Source organism: Nocardia sputi (genome assembly GCF_023501985.1).
This window is the reverse complement of the sequence record NZ_JAMFLC010000006.1, coordinates 65,486-91,435: the sequence shown is the minus strand read 5'-3', so window position 1 is coordinate 91,435 and position 25,950 is coordinate 65,486. Positions and strand designations below refer to the sequence as shown.

Below are 25,950 nucleotides of genomic sequence, written 5' to 3'. Positions count from 1 at the left end.
CGCGGAGATGACCCCTCATTGCCGCGCCGAGCCAGCCCGGCACGGGCTAATCCCCGCGGGCGCGGGGAGCACGACGGGCTCGAGAACGTGGGCTGTAGTAAGTCCGGATCTTCCCCGCGGGCGCGGGGAGCACGAGACTCAAGTCGCCGCCGAGCCGGCGTGGCATCGCCAGCCTTCTCGAACTCATACACCGTCCAGCGCTGCACCACACAACGCTGCGAACGAACCTTCACCCTGCAACCGCTGCGGGTTGTCGCCAGCAGTGACCAGCAGTTGCGCGGCGGTGTCGGGCCCGACGCCATAGGCCGACCGCAGCGCAGGACACAGCACCGCGAGCTTCTTGGTGTGCGCCGCGTCCTTGTTCGCCACGGCGGCCAGTGTCTCCGACATCAGCCGGTCCTTCCTGACGAACCATCAGGTTCGACCCATCGGACCGAGGTCAGTTCCGCCGGCTTTCCGACACTCCCGGCGGCGGTGCGGTATAGCGGTGGTGGCCGACGGATGCGTCGCTCCTCGGCGTTTCGGCGACGGTTCCCGGTTGGGTCGGCGGTGCGAGCGTGATCGCTGCGGGTTTGTGTCATGATCGTTCGCTGTCGGCCTGTGTCGCGTTCGGGTGGGTCCGCAGCCGCCGGTGCCGGTGGCGGAACAAGAACGTCAGGGTAGCCTGCAGGGCTGCGCCCCAGTAGGGAAGCAGCCCGAGGGGTGCGCGCGGGACGAAGGACACGGAGTCGGTGATCTCGGTGCTGTTGCCGGAGGGACGTAGGGTGCGTTCGTGCACCCAGACACTCATCGACATCATGGTCGATTCCTCGCGGAACCGTGTTCCGGGATCGATCTCGGCGACGGTGATGTTGTCGAAGTCGATGGGGAGCCATCCGTATAGCAGGAGGACGCTGCGTCCCAGTCGAGTTCCGGGTGCTACGTCGTCGATAGTGCGGTCTCGGAACGTCTTGGGCACGGTCATCTTGAGATAGGGCCGCAGTTCGGCGTTGATGCCCTCGGGCGAGGTAATCGTGGCCCAGACCTGTTCGATGGGCATATCGACGGTGCTAACCATCTCGATGTGCCGGGTTCTCCGTTTGCGTGTCATCGGCTTGCGCTACCTTTCTGGGTGTGGGCCTGGTCCGGTCATTCGTAGTATCGGTGGGCTCCAGGGGTTCTGGGTATGGCTAGACGCCGTCGGCAAGGCTCAAAGGACTTGGCCGTTTAGAACTCTGCGACGACCCGACAGCCAATTGGGATACGCGAGTTGATCGCTGCTATAGGACAACGTCGGCGAGGTCGTCCGCGGGTGATGCAACCGCCAGCAAGGGGCAGAAGGGTTGGCACAACGGGGATTAGGGCTTTTCTCTTGGTCCGGAGAACACTATTTCGTCGCTACCGGGCTCTTGCGCTCGACAGCAACCGGCTGCCCGGCTGGTCCGGACTCCCTGGTGCACCGCCGGCTCTGGGCACGATGACCTTCGGCACCGAATGGGGCTGGGTGCGACCTGCGATGAACCCTGATGGCTCGCTACCCGACGCCTTGATCGGGATGAATGCGGCTGATTTCTTACCACGGTAAGTGGGACAGAGCCAATATCTGGACAGGCACCATGTCGCCGAAGTCGTCTCCTCTCTCCGGTGTATCGCGGATATCACGGGCGGATACTCCACTCGGCTGATGCGTGGCGTTCGCGCCAGAAGTCGGCGTAACGGCCGCCGGCTCGTAGGAGCGTGGCGTGAGTCCCAGTCTCAGCCAGTCGTCCGTCGTCGAGGAAGAGGATTTGGTCGGCGTGCTGGATGGTGGCGATTTTGTGGGCGATGATGACGACGGTTCGGCCTGCCGCCACGAGTTCGCTGATCCCAGCGCTGATAGCGGCCTCGTTCTCGGGGTCGAGCGCGGCGGTGGCTTCATCGAAGAGCACGATGGGCGAATTCTTGAGCAGAGCACGAGCAATCGCGACCCGCTGGCGTTCCCCGCCGGAGAGCGCGATACCGCCTTCGCCGGTACGGGCCTGCCAGCCTTCGGGGAGCCGTTCGATGATTTCATCGAGTCTGGCGGCGGCCGCGGCCCGGTGGAGTTGTGCCTCGTCGGCGTCCGGGGCGGCGATAGTCAGGTTGTCCTCGATGGTGCCGTCGAATAGGTAGGTGTCCTGGAAGACGACCGCCAGAGTGCGCATCAGATCGGGAGTGGGGATGTCACGAAGGTCGATCCCGCCGATATGGATCGAGCCGGAATCGACATCCCAGAAGCGGGCGATGAGTCGGAGCAGGGTGGTCTTGCCCGATCCTGATGGTCCGACGATCGCGGTCATGCCTCCAGAGGGGATTGTGACGGTGACGTCGTCGATGACACGAGTGTGCTCGTAGCCGAAGCGCACTCGGTTCAAGGTGATGTCGTGCTCAGTGGGAGCCTGACCGCTCGTAGGCTCGGGAAGAGGCGGCGCGTTCAGGATGGTGCCCACGCGTTCGAGGGCCACGTCTGCGACCTGGATCGCGCCGGAGAGGCTGGCGATCGCGGCGAGTGGTTCGATGAAACGTGACGCGAGCACGAGCAGCGCGATGGCCTCGGGCACGGCGAGCTCGCCGCGGGTGGCGAGCCAGGCTCCGATGACCACGACAAGGGTGAAGCCGATCTGGACGATCCCGACGTACGCGTATTGCGGCAGTGTATGTCGGGCGAGCGCGTGACGGAACGCGCGTCGTTGCTGGTCGAGAGCCTGCTCCATCGGTGCGAAGCCAGCACTGGCTCTTCCGGTGGCCCGGAGCACCGGCTGGGCTTGGGCGAACTCGATGGCGCGGGCAGCTGCTTCCTCAGAAGCCTCGTCCATGCGGCGCTGAGTGTCGTGGATGATCGGAGCCGACCAGCGCATCACAAATACGGCGGCGGGCACCGCCGCCAGGAAGGCTAGGCCGATCCGCCAATCCACGAAAAACACGCCGACGACGACCGTGGCCGGAGTGGCGATCGCCGCAATCCGCTCAGGCCAGACGTGGGAAACGATGCTCGCCGCCGAGGGGGTGTTCTGGGCCACGACGCGCGCGATGCGCCCCGGTGTCTGATTCACATACCAACCCAGCGGGAGCCGCCCGAGGTGCTCGCCAAGACTATGTTGCAGGTCGCGCATAATACGGTTGGCGGTCGGATATCCCACAGCGTGGCCCCACCACACACTCGCAAGATACGCGACCCCGACGACGGCGATCGCGAACAACCACCAGTGCACATCTCCAATGCGAATCGGGTCGGACAACAGCTCGCGCAGCAACGGCAGGAGCATGACGAGCACGAGGCCCTGAAGGACGCCGGAGAGTATGTAGCGCAGGGCGAGCGCATTGATCATGCCGCGGTGCGGCCAAATCTGGAGGATGCGGCGGATCATCGGGACTCGTCCTTCCCTCGCGGGGTCGTGACTTGAGGGGTCTGGTTCTGCGCTGTCCACATGGCCCGGTAACGGCCACCGGCGGAGAGCAATTCGTTATGGGTGCCGCGTTCGACCACTCGTCCGGCGTCGAGGACGACGATCTGATCGGCGTGCTGGATCGTGTACAACCGATGCGCGACCACGACCACAGTGCGTCCGCGGGCCAGTCTGCCTAGAGCTTCCTGGACGGCGCGTTCGTTCTCGGGATCGACATATGCGGTCGCCTCGTCCAACAGCACGATTGGGGCGTCTTGAAGGATGGCGCGAGCGATGGTGATCCGCTGCCGCTGCCCGCCAGAGAGCACGCCGCCACGACCGGCGATCACAGTGTCGTACCCCGCAGGCAGCGCCAGAATCGTCTCGTGCATCCGGGCGGCACGAGCAGCCGCCTCGACCTCGGCGTCGCTTGCGCCGGGACGTCCCAGACGGATGTTCTCCCGTATCGTGTCGCGCAACAGCACGATATCCTGGAACACGATGGCAATGCGGGCCAGCAACTTTTCCTGCTGGATGTCGCGCACATCGACACCGCCGATGGTTACTGATCCAGCACCAACATCGAAAAATCTGGGGATAAGCCTGCTGAGAGTGGTCTTGCCGGAGCCGGATGGTCCCACGACAGCGGTAACGGTACCTTGTCGGCAGAGGAGGTCCACCGATTGCAGCACGGGCTCTTCGGCGGTGTAGCCGAAGGTCACCGCGTCGAATCGAATGCTGTACGCCCTTGGGGTCTGCGGTGCGTCGGGCTCGGGAAGTACTGGCTGGTCGAGCACGTTGCGCAGGTGCTCTGCGGCGACACGAGCCTTACGGAGCTGTTGGGTGCCTTGGGCGATCGTCATGTACGGCGTGGGCAGGCTGACGCCGACGAGCAAGAAGGGCAGCAGGTCCACCGGGTCGAGCCAGCCGGCCGCGACCAATCCGGTCCCCGCTCCTGCCACAACTAACAGTACCGAGGCGGGCGAAAGGAGCAGGAGCGTGACGAACATCGCCCGCCCTGCCTCAGCGGTCCAGGCAGCGAGGGTATCGCAGAACCGGTCGATGCCCTCGGACAGACGGCGATAGGTCCGCCCGGCGCCGCCGTAGGCCTTCACGACCTGGATGCCGTCTACGTACTCGATGGTCGCGTTGTTCAATTCGACCTGGGCGGCAGTCAGCTCGGCCATACGCGCAGGCATGGTCCGGTGCGCAGCTCCCATGGCGAAGGACGCCAGGGGAAGCACCGCCAGGGTGACCAGGGTCATTCGCCAGTCCGTCGCCGTGAGATAAACCAGTGCGACGATCGGGAGCCCGATCGCGCTGGCAAGGTCGAGGACCGCGTGGGCGACCATGTGGTGCATGTCCTCGATGTCGTCCTCCATCGCCTTCTTCAGCTCGCCCGAACCACGTCCGGTGAACCAACCCAACGGAAGCACGGCCGCATGCCGCGCCAGCCGAGCGCGGAGAGAGCGCTGCAAGTCGGCATCGGCGTAATGCGTCACCAGATTCGCCACCACCATCAGCAGCAACCGCCCCGCAGCGCCGACGACACCGACCCACACCCACATCCACACGACGTCGGCCTGCTGTGCAGACGTCAACTCACGACCTATTTCGGCCACGGCCACGTAGGGAAGCAGGCCGAGCATCGAGCTGACGAAAGCCAGACCCGCCCCTAGATACAGCTGCCGGCGAACCGGGCGCAGCAGGTCGCGCACTGCGGACCGCAGGGGCCGGTCGAGCTTGTCGACCTTGTCGTCCGACACATCCGCACCTGTAACCAGCAAAGTCATCAACTGCCTCCCAATCGACTGACCGTCAGTCAATAACTTACCATATGGCACGATGGGTCAACAGACACCTGACAGGAGGCAATGAGTGGGTCGGACCAAACCTGCGGAGCAACGGCGCTCCGAACTTCTCGACGCCGCGGAGCAACTGCTCGCGCAGAAGGGCATCGCCGCGGTAACGGTCGAGGACATCACCCAGGCTGCCGGCGTCTCGAAAGGCACCTTCTACTCGTACTTCCGAGCCCGCGAGGACGTTCTCGGAGCCCTCCGCGCGCGATACATCGAGACCTTGCTCGACGCGCAGAACGAGGCGATGTCGCTCCTGCACCCTGATGACTGGGCCGGGCGCATCGAGACATGGCTCGTCGCTGGAATTCGCACCTTCCTGCTCGATCCAGCCAAGCACAACACTTTGTTCCACCTACCGCACGGATCGACCGGCGAGGAGGTCGACAGCGAGGAGGTCGGATACCGACATGTCGAGCTACTGAGGTCACTGTTGACGGCCGGACGCGACGCCGGAGGGCTCCGAGTTGTGGATCCCGAGTCCACAGCCGTGCTGCTGTACGGCTCGATCCATCACGGTGCCGACTACCTCTTCCACGCCGCGGACCCAGCGCTCACCGAGCGGGTCATCGCCGAGGTACGCCGCTGGTGCCGCTCATTCATCCTCCCCGAGCTCTAGGGACTGCTTCGGACAGATCCGGGCGGTCTCTTGGAGACCGCCCGGCGTGGGCAACCACCCCCGCCATGGGGCACCGCCTCCTTCGCGAATCGCGGGAGCGACCGCGACGGCGAGATCGTCGGCGTTATGCAGATCAGACGAGACCCTGGCCTCGCTCAGCTGACCTGCGGGCAGCACCCGCGCGAGGGTTGCGCCGAGCGCCGTCGGGTGCCGAGAGTCGGTACCGGGAATGATCAAGGTCGGCACGGTCACCTCCGCAAGGTCTTCGACGCTGCCGGTCTCGATCTGCTCGACGACCTCAGGTGGCGTCGCTGTCGATTGGCGGCGCGGCGTGGACGACCGGTCCATCGGGCCGATGTCCCTGCACCTGCGCCACCGGTTCACCCACTTGGACGTGCACGCCCGCGAGATCCCCATCTCGGCCACCACGTGTGCGATCGGCCTGGTTCGGCAGTGCTCGGCGAGTCGTCGTCCCTCGATAGACAGAGGGGCGTTGCGGTGTGTCACTGCAGGGTCCGTGAGGTGGTTGCTCGGGTTGTGGTGGTCTCGTCGGGTGTGACGTCATCTTCCAGCCTGGTGCGGTCGACAAGGACGAGAGGGACGGCGATCGCGGGAGGACGGCTCCGATGACGCCGACCCAGGTGAGGGAGGTGCCGCGAGTGAGTGCGGCTGCCGCGAGGACCGGAGTGCAGCTGATCCCGAGCTGGAAAGCCGACACCGTCATCGCCCCAGCGAGCGTCGGGGCGTCGCCTGCAATAGCGAAGACACGTCCGTAGATCGCGTGGTTCAGCACGAAGGCAGCGATCCCGAGCAGGAATACGGTGAGAATCACCGCCCACGAGTGGTGGATTGCGATGACCATGGTGACCGAACGGATCACGATCGCAACGGTTCCGCTCAGGAGCGCGACGTGCGGGCGACGGTCGGAGATGCGTCCGCCGATGGACAGGCCGGCGAAGGCGCCGATCCCGAAGAGGGCGAGGATCGCGGGGATCCAGACCGTAGGCATACCGGTGATGTCGGCGAGCACGGCCGCGAGGTAGTTGAACGTGATCATGTAGGCCGCTGTGGTCAACCGACATGGCAATAATCATTCTCGTCTGACAATATAATTGACCGACGGTCAGTCGATCTCATAGTCTCGGCTCTATGAGGAGTCTCGTGAGTGCCCCGTTGTCGAGCAGTCTGGACCACTACCCCATCACGGGCCGGCTGCGACGTTACTCGCTGATCGTCAGCCTGTACCTGGTCAGCGACATTGCGTTCTCATTCTCCTTCGGGGCGCTCACGACGATTCTGCTGAGCCTCGGCCACCCCAAGAAACTGGTGGCGCTGGCGCCGCTGTTCGGTGTGGTCTACGTGCTGCGATTCATCGCCGGTCCGATTATCGACCGGGGCCACCCGTCTCGTAAGGGGCCATACCGCAGTTGGCTGTGGGCGACTCAAGCAGCCCTGGCTGCGTCGCTCGCCGCGCTGTCTGCGGTTGATCCGGCACATGACCTGCCGCTCGTGTTTGCCGGACTGATGATCCTGCTCGTGTTCGCTGCCCTGAACGACACTGCGACGAACGGGCTCGCGGTACGGATTCTGGGACCCACCGAACGAGGGCTGGGCAACGGCATCCAGGTCGCCGCCGCCACTGCGTCGATCGTCCTCGGCACCGGCGGCGCGCTGCTTCTCTACGACCTCGGCGGTTGGCGCGTGACTCTGCTGATTCTCGGGGCGTTATTCGCGATCCCAGCCGCCATGCTGATCGGATTCCGGGAACCCGCAGGCGAGGCCCCGGCCGCGATCCAATGGTCGCGGATAGGTACCTTTTTCACCTCGACGACACGACGCACCTTCGCGCTGATCGTCGCACCTCTCCTGGTTTCCGGCGCGTATCTCGTTACTGCCGTTCAAGGTGCGCTGTTGCTGGATCGAGGATGGAGCCTGAGCGATATCGCGACGCTCCAAGGCGTCTACGCGCCGGTGGTCGGCGTAATCGCGGGCTTGGCAGCAGGCGCCGCAATCTCACGGTGGGGGCGGGCCCGTCCGCTCGTCGTAATCGGCGTCGCCGGGATGCTGTCCGTCGCGGCGACACTCCCGATCGCCATCGGCGACGCATCCGCCACCGTCGCAGCAACCGGGATACTCATGATGAGTATCGGCTATGCGGCCATCATGACCTGGATCAACACCGTCTATATGGATAACAGCCGTGCGGATTCATCGGCAACGGACTATTCGTTGCAAGCGACGATCCTCGGACTGCTTCGCATGATCGCGAGCACAGTTGGACTCGCGCTCATCCCCGGTTTCGGATACATGGCCATTGTGCTCGTCTCAATCTTCTTCACAGTTCTTGGCTTCGGCGTCGCATGGCGGCACACACGAGCCATCGCGTGAAGGTCAGTCAAGCGCCGCTCGGCCGCCGCGCGCCTCGCTCGCAGTGCGGAAAGCGCGTCCTCACTGGCCGCCGCGATTTCCAGAAGGTCTCCAAATTCCCGAGACGGATCACTGAGTTGACTCGGCCCGTGGTTCAAGGCGAGCCCGCGCGCCCGGGTCTGTCCAGCCAACGGCTCTGTCCCATTTTCGGTGGTAGCGGAACCTCGCCTATCCCAGCAGGATTCGGTGTCGGAGTAGCCGAAAGCCGGCGCGGCCGTACATCTGCCGTTTGATCAGCTTCGTTTTCGTATTGACGCCCTCGCAGGGACCGTTGGTGTAGGGCAGGGTCAAACCGGCGACGGCAGCGTCGTGGTCTTGGTCGAGGCCGGTGAGGAACGGGTTGAATTCGGTCAGGCCGGCTTCGCGGACCTGCTTGACCCAGCTGTCGAGGTCGCTGCCGCGGCGCTCGGTCATGAGTTGGGCGAACTCCCGGACGAGGTCGACCAGGGCGGTCATCTCCGGGCACGCGGCGGCGATCTCGTCGAGATGAGCGCGGCGGGGATCGGGCAGGTCGGCCGGTCGGTCAGGATCCAGCTGGCCACGCGTTTGGGCGAGATCGCGATTCGGTCGCCGTCGAGGCGTCCCTGGTTGACGTAGCGGTAGAGTAGGTTCAGCCCTCCGGCGTAGCCGAGAACTTTGATCTCGGCGAATAGTTGCAGGACCGGTACTCCGGGGTCGGCGGCGCGGCGGGCGCGCAAGTGGTCGCGGTAGGGGTCGACCAGGCAGGGCCGGTACTGCGGCGGGCGGCGCAGACGCTGCGGCTCGGGCGCACGGGCGTAGCGTTTGACCGTGTTCAGCGACACGCCCAACCGGCGTGAGCAGTCCAGCAGTCCGACCCCTCGATCGAGCAGCTCGTGCACGGCGTGCCAGCGTTGCAGGGTGGTGGCGCCGCCCTTGACCTGTCGATACTTCGGTGCTGCGGCCGACCAGCAGGCGCTGTGGGCGACCACCGTCTTCTCGACCACCTGCGCCAGCCCGTGCCACAGGTGCCAGCGGTCGCTGACCTGCATCGCGGTGGGCAGGGCCCGGCGCACGGCCTCGGCATAGGTGGTGGAGCCGTCACGGACAACGACCTGCACGTGCGGGTGCTCGCTCAGCCACACGGCCAGGGTGTCGGCTTTCCGGTCGGCCAGCACGTCGATGCGGTCGTGGGTGACCGGGTCGATCACCACCGTGCCGTAGCGGTGGCGGCGCCGCAACGCGAAATCGTCCACGCTCACCGCGGCCGGCACCGGCCGCTCGGGCAGCGGGATACCCATCAGCACCCGCGCCGCCGTGTGGCGCGACAGCCCGATTGCGAGTCGCGCCAGCAGCCGGGCTCCGGCGCGTCCGGCCAGCTCCCGCACCACCGATCGAATCTGACCGGTCAGGCGCGTGGTGCGCCGCTGGTAGCGCTCCAGCACACCGGGTACCTGCTCACGAAAGGTGTTGCGACAGCCTATGGTCGGGCACACCAACCGCCGCACCTGCACTCGCACGTGCACTGCACGGCCGTCGAGCGGCAGGTCGACGACGGTGCGCTGGTGGTAGCTGTGCACCTTGCCCGAAACAGCACCGCAGCCCGGGCAGGCCGCTGGACCACCGGGGGTCCGAGCGCGTACCCCAATCCAGGAGCCCTCGTCGCTCACCTCCTCCACCAACAACGGCGACAAACCCGAAAACATCACGCCCACAGAGACATTCACATGACCCACCGGCACATCGTGCCGTCACGCCCCTCGGGTCACCACCGAAAATGGGACCGAGCCCAGCCATCGGTGTAACTCGGTTTGATTGGGTTACTCCCGTCCAGCGCTGAGTCGGCCTTCGAAGGTGATGTCGAAAGCGTTCAACGCGGCTTTCCAGCGGGTGACCCACCGTTTCGGCCTGTTCCGGTGGGATCGAGGGCCATGATCGACAGGTAGACACACTTCAGGCGGTAGTCCGGCCGGAAATCGTGTCCCCAGTCCGAGACGCAGTGCGCCTCGTCGATCACCACCAGTCCCGCGTCCGCCGCGAGCTTCGGCAGCACCTGGTCCCGGAAATCCGGATTGTTCAGTCGTTCCGGGCTGACCAGCAACACGTCGACCGCGCCGGCGGCGACCTGCGCGTGGATCTCGTCCCATTCGGTTACATTGCCCGAGTTGATGGTGGCGGCGACCACCCGCGCTGCGCGGCCGCCACCTGGTTGCGCATCAGCGCGAGCAGCGGAAACACGATCACCGTCGGCCCGCGACCGGCCCTGCCCAGCAATTTGGCGGCGATGAAGTACACCGCGGACTTGGCCCAGCCGGTGCGCTGCACCACCAACGCCCTGCTCCGCCGCACGACCAGCGCCTCGATGGCGATCCACTGGTCCCCCCGCAGCCGCGCATCGGGCCCGGCCAGTTCGCGCAGCAGCTGCTCGGCGTGCTCGCGCAGGTTCGGGGCGGTGAGGTCGATCGGAGAGACATCGGTCGCCGCGGTCATGCGCTCCATCGTGCCCGAGGGCACCGACACATGAAGCGGCCCGGTCGCTACCGCGTTCGGCTATCGCCCTGGTGTTATCGGCCTGGGGATTCATCGCAGTCGCTGGTTTGCTCGGTGCCGTTGTCGCGGCCGATCCGTTCGGGATCGTGGTCTGTTTCGGGATTCTGATGCTGGTCGTGTGGCGAGTAGCTCGCTGGCATAGGCGGTTTCGGGCCCGGCGCCTACCTGTTCGATGGCTGCCAGACGCCGACGAAGGAGCCGCATGTCACAGGTTGGCCGGAGATCCGTGCGAGTATGCCGTCCGCGATTCCGGCCGGGTCTACCACCGAAGCATCGGCCGGGACAGCAACCGGGATCGGCTTTGCCGAAGCTAGGGCGCGACTGGTAACGGTCTGGAACAAAATCAGGTAGTCGCCCTCCCGCTCGATTTTTTCGGCTGCCGCATCAAGGCGAGCGCGGCTGTCGGCGACGAGTTCTGCCGAAAGTGGCCAATCGATGGGAAAGGGGTTTCGGATGTGCAACGCCGGATAGATGAACGGATTGTCGGGCAGCACTGCGGTGCGGGACGCGGGATACTGGTCCAGGCAGCGCACAATCTGCTCGACGTATGCCGCGGTTGCCGGGTTCGTCCGGATTCCACGCATCGCAGGTATCGACTCACCGAGGTCGGCAGTCAGTTCCCTGGCCGGCAGATCACGGTAGGGGGCCTGCAGTCGAAGTTCACTCATCCAACCGAGCGTGGCAACCAACAGGATGACGGCGGCGATGCCACCGACAATGCGGGCCCGGTCGACCACAGTCGGCAGGTCCCGCACCAGCTGTTCGATGGCCAGCAGCGCGAGGCTGCCGCCGAGCAGCGTGGGTGAGGCGTATCCCCACGACAACGACACCATGTATCCGAGCAGCACCATGCCGACTGATCGCCACGGAACGCTGCGTTGCGTCGCGGCGTGGATGCCGATGGTCAGAGCAGCGGCCCACCATAGAACGATGCCCCAGTTGCCGGCCCGCTCGAGCTGTCCGTCGACAATGACTGCCCCAAGGATCAGGCAGGCGATAGCCGACGCGATACCGCGCATCATCGGCCCTCTTGTCGTCGATGCGAGTACCGCGACGGTATATACGCCGAGAATTGGTATTGCCCCTGAGATCACACCGATACTCAGCAGGCGCTGACCGGCGGTGGCATGTCCGCCGCCGAGTTGGTCGATCATTGCCCCGAAACCGCCACCCGCAGTGACGATCACCAGGTATATAGCAGAAGGGCCGATCAAAGTGGCGAGGTCGAGGATGAGCCGCCGCACCGGATGCCGACGTTGGATCAGCAGGACGACAAGGGTGACGAGGACTGCTGGTATGAACGATTGTTTGGTGACCGCTGCGAATCCGATGGCGAAAAGACCCGACCGCACCAGCCATACCCGATCGCGTTGCCGACCCATATCGAACGCGTACCAGCCCACGGCGACAAGGAATATGCCGTCGACGGTGTGCCACGCGGTCATCGCGAACAGGTGGACGTTGATCACTGCGACCGATGCAACTACCGCAGTGCGGACCAGCCCCCACCGCAGGACACCGATGCCGGTCGTCCATGCCGCCAGCACTACCGTCGCGACGATCAGCTGTAGGCATGCCACAAAGGCCGAGGACAGCAACAGCGGTCCGGGAATCACGAAGTCGATGATGTGTAGGTACGCCGAGCCCAAAGGTCGTGCCGAGATCAGATCGCGATGCGGTATCTCGCCGTGCAGTATGCGCCATGACTGAGCAACCACAAAGCCTTGGTCGGTGGGGTTGAATCCGAACCGCTCGAGGCCGATGGTCAACGCTGTCGCGAGACCGACGATCCAAGCGGTGTGCCCGAGCCGACGTCGCCACTGGCGACCGGACGTGAATGTGGGTCCAGGCGCCAAGGCTCGGGACTCGCCCGCTGCTACCCGCTGATTCTGTTCCGAGTTGGTGACCACCGTGGACAGTCTATGCTCGGCACGGCGTAAACATCTGTCCGCAAGCCACTTTCAGCTCGCACTCCACAGAACTCCGAACCCGCAGAGCGGCGGCGATATCGGCGGTCTTGTCACCGGCGGCGAACCGCTCGGCCGCCGCCAAGCAAACCACCTCCCGCCGGACACGCCCCGCGGCCGGCAATCCCCCGCCCTGCCCGTACCTCACCGCACAGGTATCAACCCACAGCCCGAGTGATCACCAGCTCCGTCAACCGCAATCAACCGTCAAAGATCTGTAGGAGTGCATTTCCGCGCTGGTGCCACCGTTCTGCCCGCGCCATCGTCCCAGCGACAGGATCGCACGCTCTACGGAGTCCGCGCGAGCCGAGGCTGTGACCCGTCTTCACGCGGGGTGCGCGGTCGTCGTGGCCAGTTCGACGAGCCGGGCCCGGACCAAGTCCGGTCGCTCTTCGGCGATGAAGTGGCCGCAGTTCTGGGCCAGTTCGAGGCGGTAGTCGTCGGCGCGCGCCGTCTTCTCGGACGCGAGCGAGGGATGGATCGCGGCGTCGTCCACCCCGAACAGGGCGCGGATCGGTACGGTCGCGCGGCGTTGTTCGCGCCGTACGGCGGACCGGGGGACTTCGCGTAGCAGGAAAGTGCGGTAGGTGTCGGCCGCGGTGCGGGCGCAGAGCGGGTCGCGGAAGCGGTCGGCGTACGCGTGGATCACCTCGGGTCCGAACTCGTCGCGGTTGCGCACGGCGCCGACGAAGATGAGCTGTTCCAAGAAGCGGGTGCGCTGGTGGAGATACGTGCCGAACGCGGCGACCGGCGGCTGGTAGATCAGAAACCGCCAGGCGTGCGGCAGGAAACTGCGCGGTGTCTGCCACGGGTGGGCGATGTTCAGCGCCAGCAGCGCGTCGAATCGCTCCGGCTCCCGCAGCACGAGCAGGTGGGCGATGTAGCCGCCCCAGTCCTTGGCCCACCGGTGCGGCGCGGGTCCGGACCAGCCGTACCCGGGCAGGTCCGGCGCGATGATCCGCAGGTCGTCCGGCGGATCGGCGAGCAGGTGGCGGTACGCGTAATGGTGCTGTGGCCCGCCGTGCAGCGCGAGCACCGGACGTTTGTTCGCCGGACCCGCCTCGGTGACGTGGAAGCGGATGCCGCGCGCGGTGACGAATGAGCGCCGCACAACAGCAATCTCGGGTGGGCCCGCCGCCGGGTCCGATTCCGGACGCGGTGCGACGAACGAGGGACGCCAGCGCATACTCGATGGTATGTTCGCGCCCGTGCGCGAACGGCGCCGAAGCAATGGGTACCCATTCCGGACGAATACGACCAGATCGACCGACCAGTGGATGCATCGGGGAATGTCGTGCAGCCACGATCGGGAGCAGGACGTGATTAGAAGGGGAGGCTAAGTTGCCTGTTCAGTTGTGGCCAGGACGGTCGAGACGTTCGCGATTCGAGTCGATCGTCGATGATCTCGAACTGCCGCCGGATTGGACGGTGGAACCGTTCTTTGCTCGCCTGGAGCAGGTCCGCGGGCGTGAGATCGTGCATCTACCGTTGCCGGAGTATTTCCCGGTCGAGTTGTGCGGATTGTGGCTGGCCCGCTCGGTGGACGATGTCGTGCTGTATCGCCCCTGGCAGGTGCCGACGATGGCGCGGCATGTGGTGGCGCATGAAGGCGCCCACATGTTGCTCGGTCACGGCAGAGACAGCACACCGGCCGAGCTGGCGGCGCTGCTGGCTGTTGTGGATTTCGACGGTTGCCCGGATGCCGACGCGTCGACAGCCAGGAAAGCTCGTGGTGCAAGTAGCTACAGTGACCGCGACGAGTACGAGGCTGAACTGTTATCCCTATCTCCCGCTGCAACTTCCCATCGGCGAGAGTGCTCATGACGAGGCGTCAACGAGGGTTCACGCGATTCACCCGCCCGGTCTTCCCCAGCCTGTAACCCCTGGATGGAACCCGAGTCCTCGGGCTTCGCACCCCACGGTTACCCATGATGCACGTCGAGGTGGGGACGATCCACACGCACGGGATCGGGAACTACGTCACCGACATCAGCCGATTCCTCCTTTTACGAGTTCCACTGTCACTCATGCGACCTCGTGTCGCACGACCTGGTTGAGCCAGGACGATCCGGGCGTGGTGAAGTGCACGTGGAACCGGGGGTGACGCGCGAGCCATTCGTTGACGATCGGGGTCTTGTGGGTCGCCAGGTTGTCGCAGACCAGATGAACAGCCAAGTCGGCGGGTACTGCCTTGTCGATCGAGACCAGGAACTTCTTGAACTCCGCGGCACGATGGCGGCGGTGCAATTCCCCGATCACGGTGCCATCGGCGATGTTGAACGCCGCGAGCAGGCTCGTGGTGCCGTGGCGAGCGTAGTCGTGGGTGCGACGCTCGGGCATGCCCGGCATCATCGGCAACACCGGTTGCGAACGATCCAGGGCCTGCATCTGTGATTTCTCGTCCACGCACAGCACAACGGCTCGCTCCGGCGGATGTGGTACAAGCCGACCACATCCACGACTTTCTCCACGAACAGCGTGTCGGTCGACAGTTTGAATCCGTCGACCAGGTGCGGTTCAGATCGAACCGCCGCCAGATCCGCCCGATCGTCGATTTCGACAACCCGGTCCGCTCGGCCATCGATGCCCGCGACCAATGCGTGGCATCACGCGGAGTCCGCTCCAACGTCAACACCACTACCTGCTCCACCTGATCCAGCAGTATCGACGGCGGCCGACCCGGACGTGGCTCATCAGCCAGACCGGCCAGACCGTGCTCGATGAACTGGCGCCGCCACTTCGCCACAGTCATCGGCGCGACACCTACCGCAGCCGCGACATGCGCGTTCGCCGCACCCGGCTCCGCGCACCTCGGCACGATCCGGCACCGCAACGCATACGCCTGCGTCGACGTCGCCGCCCGCGCACCCCGAACCAACTCCCGACGCTGCGCCTCGGTGACCACCAAATCTGGCCCCGACCTCGGCCGCCCCGTCCTTGCGACCGCCGAATCCTACGATTAACAAACGGATTTCAAGCGCGGAACACTAGGCCTCGTCGGGAAGTTCGGGTACCGCCGATCTCGGTTGTGACAGTACGGTTTCTACCGCAACGGCGACGAAATCGCCGCCGATGGCGACTATTCGGTTGGTCGATCGGCTCCAGTAAAGGGCCGAGTAACTGGATTTGTCGCCGAACATTTCTGGGGGGAGGGCGATGTGGGTACGGTCGTTCGGGAAGTAGAGGGCGCCGACGTTGCCTTCGTCGTTGCTGCCGAATTTGAGGAGGAGGCTGTCGTCCGGTCCCGGGCGGACGTCCATGACGTTGGTCCAGGCTTCGGCGTGCCGGATTGGTTTGCCGCCTCGATGGATCTCGTGCAGGTCGCGGCCGGACTGGTAGAAAAATCCGTCGGTGCCCGCGGGCGCCGAGGTGAAGCCGACGAAGGAGCGTTGTGCGGCCATCTCGAAGGTGCGGACGCAGCCGGTGCCTGCGGGGTCGAGTTCGTAGCCGTTGCCGTCCCAGATCAGGACGGTGTTACCGTCAGCCAGTCGCGCGGCCCCGGTGACCGGGCGGGCGGCGTCGCCGAGTGAACTCTTCACCACCGTGCCCGGTGTGATGCCCGGAATCTGTTCCCAGACACCGGAGTCCGTGAGCCACAGCGGGCCGGGCAGCGGGTCGCCGAGCTGCATACCGCCGAATCTCAGCAGGTGACTCTTCACCTCGTGCAACACCACGGGGCGCGTGCCGAGGAAGTAGCACTCGTGGGAGTAGAGGTCGGCCCCGTCCGGTCCCTTGGCCGGTAGTACCCGCGGTGCATCCGTGTCACCGTCCACCAGGATCGGCGCGAACACGCGCGGGCGTGCCTTGGTGTCGACGGTGGAGTACGCCAGCCATCCGCCCTCGGAGGCCCGTGCAGCCGCGACCCAGAATTCGTTGCGCTGCAACGCCAATCGCGGCGGCCACGACTCGAGGTCCCACAGTTCCACCTGTGGTGACTTGCCGTCGCTGTGCGACATCAGGAAGCCGTCGACAATGTCGTCGAGCACACTCGCGATGGGCGATGCCGGTGCCGTCTCCACCGCTGCGGCAGTCGTGCCGTCGTTGCCGAGGTACTGCGCCCACATCAGTTCCGGATCGCCGGGGAACTCACCCGCCGCGGGCACCGCGAGATCCGTTGCCTCCCAGTATCCGAGCTTGCGATCCACCGCCGCGCGCAGCGTCGCCACGATCCCTCGGTAGTTCCGCTGGGCACCCTTGGGCAACGGCGCGAGCTGCTCCTGCACCCAGGCCAGCACCTCGGCAACATATTCGGCGGGCACATAGAGCCCCGTCGTATAGTTCCCGCCGAACCAGCCCGAGGAGAACCGTCCCCGTACCTGCGGATGCGCCGCGACCACATCGGCGAACAGCGCGTCCGGCGCGTACTCGACTTTCGGCTCGAACACCCCGTCGGGAAACACCCGTCCCGCTTCGAATGCCAGGCTCAGCGCCAGCCCCCGCTCGTAGCGGTACGGCAGCATCGAGGCGCTGAACATGACCGCTGCCACCGACACGGCCTCCGCCGCCGCGTGCCCATCCGTCCCGAGCAACAGCTCGCGTACCTGCCGCCACACGTCCGCCGCTTTCGGATGCACTCGATCCAATGCGGTCGGCTCGGTCGAACTCCCGAGCAAGCGGGGCACGAACTGCTCCCTGATCGCGTCCTCGTCCACCAGGTGCAACGTGCAGTCGTATCCCATACGTCCTCCATCTCGTCCGCCGCGCCCCCAGATGCAACCACGCCGGGACCCGATCCCGGGGCGGCGAAGTCGTCGCCCACCACAACGACCGCGGCGGCCACCCGCGCCGAGGCAGGTTGGTGTGGATCCGCGCGGGCATCGGAACCGCATGGCCGCATCGACATGTCGGAGTCCTCGCGTTCATCCGCCGACCGGGGTCGTCGGCGGGGACTGTAAATATAAAGGCTCTGGCTCACTTCCGGTGGCTGAGCGTGGTCGCCTGACGGCACGATGCGTGGGTGGGTGAGGCGGATGTTGCTGTCGGGCTGGTGTTCTCGGGTCTGTCGGCGCTGGTGATCGAGGAGGTTGTCGAGGAGGGCTGGAGGCTCGTAGTGCGGGCCCGGACAGCGCCCGGCCCGGCGGTGTGCTCACGCTGTGGTGAGGAGTCGGAGAAAGTCCACAGCTACCACCACCGGACCGTCGCCGACCTGCCCGCCGACGGTCGCGTGGTGATCGTCCGGGTACGGGTTCGACGACTGGTTTGCCCGAGACCGCAGTGCTGCAGGACTTTCCGTGAACAGGTTCCCGGGCTGCTCGAACGCTACCAACGGCGAACGACCCGACTGACCGGCCAGGTGCGGGCGATCGTGAAAGAACTGGCTGGTCGGGCTGCGGTCCGCGTGCTGGCCGCGTTGCCGGTTCGATTGTCCCGACATACCGCGGTGCGGGTACTGCTGGCGATCCCGCTGCCGCACCGGCCGGTCCCGCGGGTGGTCAGCGTGGACGACTTCGCTCTGCGCCGCCGAAACCGTTACGGCACAGCGGTCATCGACGCTGTCACTCACCAACGGATCGACGTCCTGGCCGACCGCAAGTCCGAAACCCTCGAAACATGGCTGCGGAACAATCCTGGCGTCGAGGTCGTCGTCCGCGACGGATCGGCCACCTATGCCGAAGCGATCCGCCGCGCGCGGCCCGCCGCACTGCAGGTCAGCGACCGCTGGCATCTGTGGCACGGTCTGGCCCGATCGGTGAGGGAAGTCGTCGCCGCGCACGGCCGATGCTGGGCCGCGGCCGGCCCGAAACGGCAAACACTCACCCGCGAGACCACCACGTTGGAACGCTGGCATGCGGTGCACGATCTGCTCGATCAAGGTGTCGGACTGCTGGACTGCGCCCGGCGTCTGGGCCTGGCGTTGAACACGGTGAAACGCTACGCCCGCGCATCCGAGCCGGACCAGCTGCGCCGCCCACCGTATTACCGGGCCTGCCTTGTCGACCCCTTCCGCGACCATTCGTCGAACGCCGCCTCGACCGCGAGAACCTGGAGCGATCGGCCCGGCTGGCCCTCGACGGAATCCTCGCACCTGTGATCACCGCAGTCCATCCGTTCTCCGACGCCCCGGCCGCCCTCGCTGCCGTCGAAAACGGCCGCATCTCGGGCAAGATCGTCATAAAGGTGACATGAGAAGCGCCCGGTCGGCTGACGTCAAGAGCGGACCGCACCGGCAACGTCCGCACGACAACAAATTCGGCACGGACCCTACAACTAACCATCCGCTCATCGGCATTTCAGTGCGTTGCTGACTCGAGATGGGCTCGGCCCGTCGATCTTCCGTCAGCCCGCACTGGCCGCTTCGGTTAGCGCGGTCAGCGGCATCTTCAGTATGCCGATTATGTGATGTTGTCGAGGCGCCGCGGCTGAGAGATCCCAGGGAGCGCTCAGCCCTCGCCGCCGAGGGTGAGCACGACCAGCGGCATGGGGCGGTCGACCTTGGACTGGAAGTCCGCCAGCAGTGGGTTGTTGGCCAGCACCCAGGCCACGAACTCGTCATAGTCCGCGCCTTCGAGCACCTTGCCGGTCCCCTGGTAGGTCTTGCCCCGGAGCTCGATGGTGACCCGAGGATTCGCCTTGATGTTGTACCACCACGCCGGGTACCTGCCTTCCATGAACGAGCTCACGTACATGGTGTCGTCCCGGTACTGGGGCCCCAGCGGAGTCGTGTGCCGCTTGCCACTCTTGGCTCCCGTCGTGGTGAGCAGAATGAGGTCCACGCCCGCGTAAGCACCGCCCACCTTGCCCGAGTTCTCCCTGAACTCGTTGATCACATCATCGTTCCAGTTGGCGATGCTGCCCTCCTGGTCCCCCGCCTGGTTCCACGGCGCGTTCGGATCGTTGTAGTCGGTGATATCGGCCAGATCCAGCTGTCCTGCAGTCGATTCGGTTTCACTCATGATTCGATTGTGTCGCGGAGATAGGACAGTTAAGGTCCTAACTCGATCAAAGATTGTGACGCCTTCGCTCGCGATGGCGAAGGCGCATCTCACCCTCGGCACAGGTTCACCACCAGCGGGTTTTGGCCGGTGAGATGGCGTGATCACAAGAGCTGCCGTTGTCGGCTGGTCAGCGCGTCAGCCACCCGGCGAAGCATCGGGTCAGGAAGGGCATGATCACCCACACCATGGCCGCCACCGCGACCGGCATGATGCAGGCCAGCCGTAGCGGTGTCGGGAAAGGTTGCAGCAGTGGAGCGGTGGTCGTGACCAAGCCGATGAGCATTGGGTAGAGACCGATCATGGTCAGTATCCAGAACTTCCATTTCGCCGGATGGGCGTCGGCATCGCCCGTGCCGACCGCAGCAGCATTATCGGTGGCTGCCTGCGACCGGTCGTGTGCCGCCGACACCTCGCTGTGCGTGCGTTCCTTCGTATCGAGCACTTGATTCTCCTCGGCTCTTGCGTTATCCGTTGTCATTGAGCAGACGAAGCGGCTAGCGCGACTGTGACATCGGTGAGCCTGCTACGTGTCGTTGCGCCAGTCCCGGTCCATGAGGTGGTGCACCCAGGCTGCCCGATCGAGCAGGGCCACATCGTCGCCAGCCGGCCGGGAAAGCAGAATCCCGGTGCGAGGACCTTGCCGTGATGCGGGCACCGGCAGGGTGATCCCGCAACTGCCCAGGTAGCTGAGCACCATGGTGGTGCGCAGAACAGTGGCATTGGCGGCGTCGTATCGAGCCGGGTCGGCCTGGAGGTCGGCGATGCGGGGCGGTGGTTGCCGCACGGTGGGACATAACAACATCGCGTCCCCGAGTTCGGCGGCGAAGGCCGCACGCAACCCGGGCATCGCGGTATAGACAGGGGCGACGGAGGACGATGTGCACGCGTTGCTTCCGAGCCTGCGGCGGGTGGCGGGTTCGATCGGTGCGGTGGAATCGAGCCGATGTCCGTGCAGGCCGAAGGCTTCGGCGCCGACGATCGTCCCGTGAGTGTCCATCAGCCGCTGGGCCGCCACAAGCGACGGCAATTCGCGGACCTCGACCTCGGCGCCCGCGGCACGAAGTGCGGTGACAACGGCGTCGAAGTCGGAGTCGATCTCACCGTTGGCGTCCTCCGACCATTCCCCCGCCGGCACCACGAATCGCAGTGGGAGCGTGCGCTGGTTCGGCTCGGCGGGGCGGAGTACCCGCTCCATCATGACCAGGTCTTCGACAGTGGTGGCGAAGAAGCCGACGCTGTCGAGCGTCGCGGACAGGGGCGCGAAATCGTGCGGGCCGTACCTGCCCGGACTGGCCCGGTAGCCGACGATGCCGCACAGCGCCGCGGGCACCCGCACAGATCCGGAGGTATCGGTACCCACCGCAAGGGGAACGATGCCGCGAGCGACCGCGACCGCCGACCCGGACGAGGATCCGCCCGGGATCAGCGCCGGGTCGAGTGGATTGGCGGGCGTGCCGAAGCAAAGGTTCATTCCGAGGCCGGAGAAGGCGAACTCGCTGAGATTGGTCTTGCCGACTGTGACCAGTCCGCTGTTGTGCGCCCGCCGCACGAGATGGCTGTCCATCGCGGCTGGTTCGTCGTGGAGGTGGCTTGCCGAGCCGCAGGTGGTGACGGTGCCCTGGACGTCGAAGAGGTCCTTCCACACGACGGGGACGCCGTCGAGGCGGCTGCGCAGAGCGCCGCGCACCGCGCGACGATCGCTGGCCTGGGCTTGGTAGTGGGCGCGTTCGGCGGTGAGGGTGATCATCACTGCGGCCGCATCGGGTTGCCGCGCACTGTGGATCGCAGTGGCGACCAGGTCAGCCGATGTGGTTTCGCCACGTTCACGTGCTCGCACCATGGCGGCGGCTGTGGTCGCGGCGGGTCTCGCTTGCGGACGGATACGCATGAAACCCACGCTATCCCGCCGCAGCTGTCACTGGAATGTGGAAACATCTATGTCAAAGCTAGAATACTGTGCATACACACATTTACACCGGCGGCTGTAGCTCGGTTGACTGAACACCATGACAGCGTTGAGCTACCGGGAGCCGGTGACCGTGCCGGCCAGACAGGCCAGGGCGGTGACCTTGCGAACCGGCGAGCGGTTGCGGATCACCGACCTCGACGGCGGCCAAGTGGGTGATGTCTTCGCCTACAACGCCGACGACATCACCGAGCACCACAGTGCCTCGCACACCCGCACCCACACCAGTCGACTCTTCCCCGCGCTCGGCGAATCCTTCGTCACCAATCGCCGCCGCCCGATCCTCACCTACCTGGCCGACACCTCCCCCGGGGTGCACGACATGTTGATAGCCGCCTGCGACCCGGAACGCTATGCGGCATACGGAGACCCGGACCACGCCAGCTGCGCCGACAATCTGCGCCACGCCATGAGCGACCTCGGGTACCCGGCCCTGCCAACCATCCCGCAGCCGATCAATGTCTTCATGCGGATTCCCATCACCGCCGGCGGAACCCTGTCGTGGCTGGAAGCCGCCACCGCGCCCGGCGACTCGATCACCTTGCGCGCCGAGATGGACTGCCTCGTAGTCGTCTCATCCTGCCCGCAGGACCACAACGTCATCAACGGAACTCGCCCCACCCCGCTCGCCCTGACCATCCTGCCCCCAACCACGGAGGAGAAAACGATGATCACCACTGAACTGGCCCACCCTGCTCTCGAGCCGACCGCGATCGGCGCCCTGACGCTGCGCAACCGGTTCGCCGTCGCACCGATGACCCGAATTTCCGCCGAGTCCGACGGCACACCCACCGCCCAGATGAGCGAGTACTACCACGAGTTCGCAGCGGGCGGATTCGGATTGATCATCACGGAGGGGACCTACACGGACGCCACCCACAGCCAGGGCTACTACAACCAGCCCGGCTTGGTCACCCAACGGCACATCGCGGGATGGCGGAACGTGGTTGATGCGGTACACGCGGCCGGCGCCCCGATCGTCGCGCAGCTGATGCACGCCGGTGCCATTTCCCAGGGCAACGCCTACGGCTACAACACCATAGGCCCCTCATCGATCACGCCCCCCGGCCAGATGATGCCTGACTACGGCGGCGTCGGTGGGCCGTGGAACCCGCCCCGGGAGATGACCGCACGCGACATCGAGGATGTCGTGGCCGGGTTCTCGGCCGCCGCCGAGAACGCCAGGGCGGCCGGCTTCGACGGGGTCGAGATCCACGCGGCCAACGGCTATCTGCTCGACCAGTTCCTCACCGACTACACCAACCAGCGCACCGACGAGTACGGCGGACCGGTGCAGAACCGGATCCGCCTGACCGTCCGCGTGCTGCGGACGATCCGTGAAGCGCTCGGCGACTTCCCGATCGGCGTGCGACTGTCCCAGACCAAGGTCAACGACTTCACCTACCGCTGGCCCGGCGCCGCCGCCGACGCGCGGGCCATCTTCACGGCACTGACCGACGCGACCTACCTGCACATTGCCAGCGAGGGCAAGGACTTCCTCGAGACCGCTCGCTTCCCGAGCGGATCGACCATCACCGAGCTCGCCCGTAAGGTCTCCGGCCGTCCTGTCATCGCCAACGGCGGCATGCACGCACTCCCCCAGGCCGCCGATGTGCTCACCGGTGGGCACGCCGACATGCTGTCGCTGGGCCGGGGCGCGCTGGCCAATCCCGACCTGCCACGCCGGGTCGAGACCGGGGCAGCGCTCGAGCCGTTCGACCATGCGATGCTGCATCCCATGGCCTGCTTGGACAACGCCGCCGCTTGGCGCGCACGGCGCGCCGGATGAGCGAGCGCACCTGGACCCGCGGCGCTGCCGCCGTGGCGACGCTGACCTTCGACGTGGACGCCGAGACACCGATCCTTGCCGAAGGCCGTCACTACGCCCAGCACCCCATGGTGATGTCGCATCAGTCCTACGGTCCGGACGTCGGTGTGCCGCGGATCCTCGACCTCCTCGACGAGATGGCCATTCCCGCTACGTTCTTCGTGCCCGGCTGGGTAGCAGAGCAGCGCCCCCGCCTGGCCCGCTCGATCATCGACCGGGGGCACGAGGTCGCACATCACTCCTACAGCCACCGGGCGCCCACTTCCCTGCCGCCCGGCGCCGAACGCGCGGACTTCGCACGGGCACTCGACATCTTCGCGGCGCAGGGGATCGAAATATCCGGACATCGCGCGGCGATGTGGAGCGCCAGCCGCGAAACTCTCGGTCTGGTCGCCGAGTACGGGCTGGCTTACGACTCGTCACTGATGGGTGACGACCGGCCGTACCTCATCGACAGCAGGTACGGCTTGGTGACGGAGCTGCCTGTGCATTGGTCGCTGGATGATTGGGAGCAATATGCCTACCTGCCCGAACCGCGGATCGGATCGGTCATCGAATCCCCTGCGAAGGTCGAGCAAATGTGGCGCGCCGAGCTCGATGGCATGCGCCACTACAATTGCCTGTTCAACGTGTGCATGCATCCGTTCCTCACCGGGCGGCCGGGCCGGATGATGGCGCTGCGACGCCTTATCGCGTATGCCCAGCAGTGCGCAGACGTGACCTTCGCACGCTGTCGGGATGTGGCGGCGTGGGCGCGTGAGGACACCGGCACACCACATCGACCGCTGCCGAGCTACGACGTAGATCCAGCGGTATACCCGAACTGACGCCGCGGCGGCCGGATCATCTGATAGCCGTGGTCGATCCGGCGCCCGGGCCGACGGACTCGGCCGCGAAGGCCAGCGACAAGTCGACGACGTCCTCGAGCCGGTTGACATTGCGTCCGGTCAGCTCGGTGATACGGGCCATGCGGTTGCGTAGGGTGTTGACGTGCACATGCAGGGCGGCGGCCGTCACTCCCCACTGGCCGTCGTTGGCGAGGAACGTTCGCAGGGTGTGCTCGAGTTCGGTGTGGGCGCGGGTGTCGTGCTCGCGGATGATGCCGAGAACCTGATCGGTGAACCGTCTCAGCACCTGCTCATCGAGCAGCCCCAGCAGCATCCGGAATGTCGCGATATCGGCGAAGGTGGCCGTGTCCGGGCCGTTCCGCCCGCGCAGCACCTGGCAGACTTCCCGAGCACGCACCAGCGGTTCCCGCAGGGCGCCCGCAGTCGTCACTATCTCACCCACTCCCACGACGATCCTCGAAACGCGCACGCGCCTACTTACTTCCGCGGACAGCTCGCGAGCAAAACGCGCCAACTCGTCCGCAGCTCGATCCCAGGGGCAGACAGCTACGACGTCGCGGCTTCCCGCGGCCGTGAATACCGGGATTCCGTGCATGGCGAAGAATGCGCCGACGGCGTCGGCGACATGGTCCGGCGGTGTGTGGTGGCCGACGGTCGGGGAGGATGGGGCGAGTGCGAAGACGCACAGCGGACGGTCCGCCGGCACCCCGTAGGCGCGCAGCCGCTGACTCACCTCGCCGCTGCGCCGTGGTCCCGACAGGATCATCTCCAGTAGCTCGGCTGCGAAGCGCGCCTCGATAGCATGCACCGCCTGCTGTTTGGTGACCTCCAGGCTCAGGAATCGGGCCGCTTGGGCGAGGGCCTCGCGATCGGCCGTATCCAGTTTCGTGGCCGGTTCCAGGCAGTACAAGCCGGCGTCGATTTCCCCCATCGCGCCCTCGACCAGATACAGCGCGGACGGACCGGAACTGAGCAAATCGACCTCGAGCGGCGGTGGCGTACCGTTGAGAGCCACGGCGGCGAGGCGGATCTGCTCTCCTGTCGGTTCGCAGCCGATACTGGCCAGGCAGCGACCCTTGCGGTCGACCACCATCAGCGGTAACTCCGTTTCGCCCCGCAGGATCTCGAGTACGCCCGCCGCGCCACTGCCACGGGACAGGGCGGTGGCCAGAGCATCGCCGCGGTGCACGGTCGCGGCCAGTTCCGCCTGCAGTACCTCGTTCTGGATTCGGGCGGCCGCACGGGTGAGGGCGGCGAACGGCACACTGATAGACAGCTCGATCAACGGCAGGCCACGCGCAATGCACAGCGACACGAGCTCTTCAGGAAGCACCGGGGTCTGCGCCGTCAGTCCATAGACCAGCCCGGCTGCTCCCGCCCGCGCCAGAGCGTCGATGAACAGCTCCGCCGAGACGTGCGGCAGCCATAGACCGTTGGTCAGCACCAGTTCCCCGGGACGGACGTATGGCGACGGGTCGGGCAGCTCGGTGGAGTGCAGCCAGCTGATCTCCGCCGCCAAACGGTCGGTGAGTTCCGGGGTCATCACCCGCAAGCTCAGCTCGGAATCGGCGACAAGGCGGTTGATGGTCAGCACCTATCGAAATCTACACAAA

18 protein-coding genes and 7 pseudogenes are annotated in these 25,950 nt (G+C 65.8%); 8 read left to right on the top strand and 17 right to left on the bottom strand.

All coding sequences use genetic code 11. The annotated features are described in order from the left end of the window. Positions 1-198: 198 nt before the first annotated feature. The 4 genes and pseudogenes from M8859_RS37620 to M8859_RS11575 form a co-directional block, all read right to left on the bottom strand. Positions 199-321: pseudogene (locus tag M8859_RS37620) on the bottom strand (transposase); the annotation flags it as partial. Between the two features lie 256 nt (positions 322-577). Then, positions 578-1,039 carry an Rv1443c family protein gene (locus M8859_RS11585; protein WP_321209866.1) on the bottom strand — a complete coding sequence of 154 codons (462 nt, stop codon included), beginning with the start codon at positions 1,037-1,039 and terminating at the stop codon, positions 578-580. A 598-nt stretch (positions 1,040-1,637) separates the two neighbouring features. Then, positions 1,638-3,365, bottom strand: a complete 1,728-nt coding sequence (locus tag M8859_RS11580) for an ABC transporter ATP-binding protein (RefSeq protein WP_159929444.1) — start codon at positions 3,363-3,365, stop codon at positions 1,638-1,640. Beyond that, entirely contained in the window at positions 3,362-5,101 is a 1,740-nt protein-coding gene (locus M8859_RS11575) for an ABC transporter ATP-binding protein (protein WP_308221188.1), read from the bottom strand. The genes M8859_RS11580 and M8859_RS11575 overlap by 4 nt, the downstream gene beginning before the upstream one ends. A gap of 160 nt (positions 5,102-5,261) precedes the next feature. Here M8859_RS11575 and M8859_RS11570 point away from each other — a divergent pair, with 160 nt between their 5' ends. After that, entirely contained in the window at positions 5,262-5,858 is a 597-nt protein-coding gene (locus M8859_RS11570) for a TetR/AcrR family transcriptional regulator (protein WP_159929442.1), read from the top strand. Between the two features lie 276 nt (positions 5,859-6,134). On the opposite strand, the pseudogene M8859_RS11565 reads toward M8859_RS11570, so the two are convergent. Beyond that, positions 6,135-6,365: pseudogene (locus M8859_RS11565) on the bottom strand (leucine zipper domain-containing protein); the annotation flags it as partial. Between the two features lie 654 nt (positions 6,366-7,019). On the opposite strand from M8859_RS11565, the gene M8859_RS11560 reads away from it, so the two are divergent. Then, positions 7,020-8,246 (top strand): MFS transporter, encoded by a 1,227-nt coding sequence (locus M8859_RS11560; protein WP_249644204.1) that lies wholly within the window; start codon positions 7,020-7,022, stop codon positions 8,244-8,246. Between the two features lie 207 nt (positions 8,247-8,453). On the opposite strand, the pseudogene M8859_RS11555 reads toward M8859_RS11560, so the two are convergent. The 4 genes and pseudogenes from M8859_RS11555 to M8859_RS11540 form a co-directional block, all read right to left on the bottom strand. After that, positions 8,454-9,985 (bottom strand): annotated as a pseudogene (locus M8859_RS11555) (ISL3 family transposase). A 78-nt stretch (positions 9,986-10,063) separates the two neighbouring features. Beyond that, a pseudogene (locus tag M8859_RS37880) lies at positions 10,064-10,200 on the bottom strand (IS256 family transposase); the annotation flags it as partial. Beyond that, positions 10,201-10,742: pseudogene (locus M8859_RS11545) on the bottom strand (DEAD/DEAH box helicase); the annotation flags it as partial. Positions 10,743-10,954: 212 nt separating this feature from the next. Further along, positions 10,955-12,037 carry a hypothetical protein gene (locus M8859_RS11540; protein ID WP_195070708.1) on the bottom strand — a complete coding sequence of 361 codons (1,083 nt, stop codon included), beginning with the start codon at positions 12,035-12,037 and terminating at the stop codon, positions 10,955-10,957. Positions 12,038-12,049: 12 nt separating this feature from the next. Here M8859_RS11540 and M8859_RS11535 point away from each other — a divergent pair, with 12 nt between their 5' ends. Next, positions 12,050-12,364: a hypothetical protein gene (locus M8859_RS11535; RefSeq protein ID WP_195070709.1), complete on the top strand. Its 315-nt coding sequence runs from the start codon at positions 12,050-12,052 to the stop codon at positions 12,362-12,364. Between the two features lie 721 nt (positions 12,365-13,085). Here M8859_RS11535 and M8859_RS11530 read toward each other — a convergent pair. Continuing rightward, a complete protein-coding gene (locus M8859_RS11530) occupies positions 13,086-13,946 on the bottom strand; it encodes an alpha/beta fold hydrolase (protein WP_249644203.1) in 861 nt (286 codons plus the stop codon). Positions 13,947-14,101: 155 nt separating this feature from the next. On the opposite strand from M8859_RS11530, the gene M8859_RS11525 reads away from it, so the two are divergent. After that, positions 14,102-14,584, top strand: a complete 483-nt coding sequence (locus M8859_RS11525; protein ID WP_159929432.1) for a hypothetical protein — start codon at positions 14,102-14,104, stop codon at positions 14,582-14,584. Between the two features lie 201 nt (positions 14,585-14,785). Here the strand turns inward: M8859_RS11525 and M8859_RS11520 are convergent, their stop codons facing one another. From M8859_RS11520 to M8859_RS11510, 3 genes and pseudogenes are all read right to left on the bottom strand, one after another. After that, positions 14,786-15,166 carry an IS630 family transposase gene (locus tag M8859_RS11520; RefSeq protein ID WP_249644202.1) on the bottom strand — a complete coding sequence of 127 codons (381 nt, stop codon included), beginning with the start codon at positions 15,164-15,166 and terminating at the stop codon, positions 14,786-14,788. 187 nt (positions 15,167-15,353) lie between these two features. Further along, positions 15,354-15,578 (bottom strand): annotated as a pseudogene (locus M8859_RS11515) (helix-turn-helix domain-containing protein); the annotation flags it as partial. Between the two features lie 169 nt (positions 15,579-15,747). Then, positions 15,748-17,439 (bottom strand): hypothetical protein, encoded by a 1,692-nt coding sequence (locus M8859_RS11510; RefSeq protein WP_159929430.1) that lies wholly within the window; start codon positions 17,437-17,439, stop codon positions 15,748-15,750. A 278-nt stretch (positions 17,440-17,717) separates the two neighbouring features. Here M8859_RS11510 and M8859_RS11505 point away from each other — a divergent pair. Next, positions 17,718-18,713 (top strand): annotated as a pseudogene (locus tag M8859_RS11505) (ISL3 family transposase); the annotation flags it as partial. A 74-nt stretch (positions 18,714-18,787) separates the two neighbouring features. After that, positions 18,788-18,886: a hypothetical protein gene (locus tag M8859_RS37240; protein WP_249644201.1), complete on the top strand. Its 99-nt coding sequence runs from the start codon at positions 18,788-18,790 to the stop codon at positions 18,884-18,886. Between the two features lie 254 nt (positions 18,887-19,140). Here the strand turns inward: M8859_RS37240 and M8859_RS11495 are convergent, their stop codons facing one another. The 3 genes from M8859_RS11495 to M8859_RS11485 form a co-directional block, all read right to left on the bottom strand. Then, positions 19,141-19,653, bottom strand: coding sequence for a nitroreductase/quinone reductase family protein (locus tag M8859_RS11495; RefSeq protein WP_249644200.1), 513 nt, complete (start codon positions 19,651-19,653; stop codon positions 19,141-19,143). Between the two features lie 169 nt (positions 19,654-19,822). After that, the gene (locus M8859_RS11490; protein WP_249644199.1) at positions 19,823-20,137 is read right to left on the bottom strand and encodes a putative antibiotic biosynthesis monooxygenase; all 315 of its coding nucleotides are present in this window, start codon (positions 20,135-20,137) and stop codon (positions 19,823-19,825) included. Positions 20,138-20,218: 81 nt separating this feature from the next. Then, positions 20,219-21,583 (bottom strand): amidase family protein, encoded by a 1,365-nt coding sequence (locus tag M8859_RS11485; protein ID WP_249644198.1) that lies wholly within the window; start codon positions 21,581-21,583, stop codon positions 20,219-20,221. Positions 21,584-21,701: 118 nt separating this feature from the next. On the opposite strand from M8859_RS11485, the gene M8859_RS11480 reads away from it, so the two are divergent. Together M8859_RS11480 and M8859_RS11475 are read left to right on the top strand one after the other, a co-directional pair. Beyond that, complete coding sequence (locus tag M8859_RS11480) at positions 21,702-23,450, top strand: oxidoreductase (protein WP_159929411.1); 1,749 nt, start codon at positions 21,702-21,704, stop codon at positions 23,448-23,450. After that, a complete protein-coding gene (locus M8859_RS11475; protein WP_195139826.1) occupies positions 23,447-24,316 on the top strand; it encodes a polysaccharide deacetylase family protein in 870 nt (289 codons plus the stop codon). The genes M8859_RS11480 and M8859_RS11475 overlap by 4 nt, the downstream gene beginning before the upstream one ends. Before the next feature lie 16 nt (positions 24,317-24,332). Here the strand turns inward: M8859_RS11475 and M8859_RS11470 are convergent, their stop codons facing one another. Further along, complete coding sequence (locus tag M8859_RS11470; protein ID WP_159929407.1) at positions 24,333-25,931, bottom strand: helix-turn-helix domain-containing protein; 1,599 nt, start codon at positions 25,929-25,931, stop codon at positions 24,333-24,335. Positions 25,932-25,950: the final 19 nt, after the last annotated feature.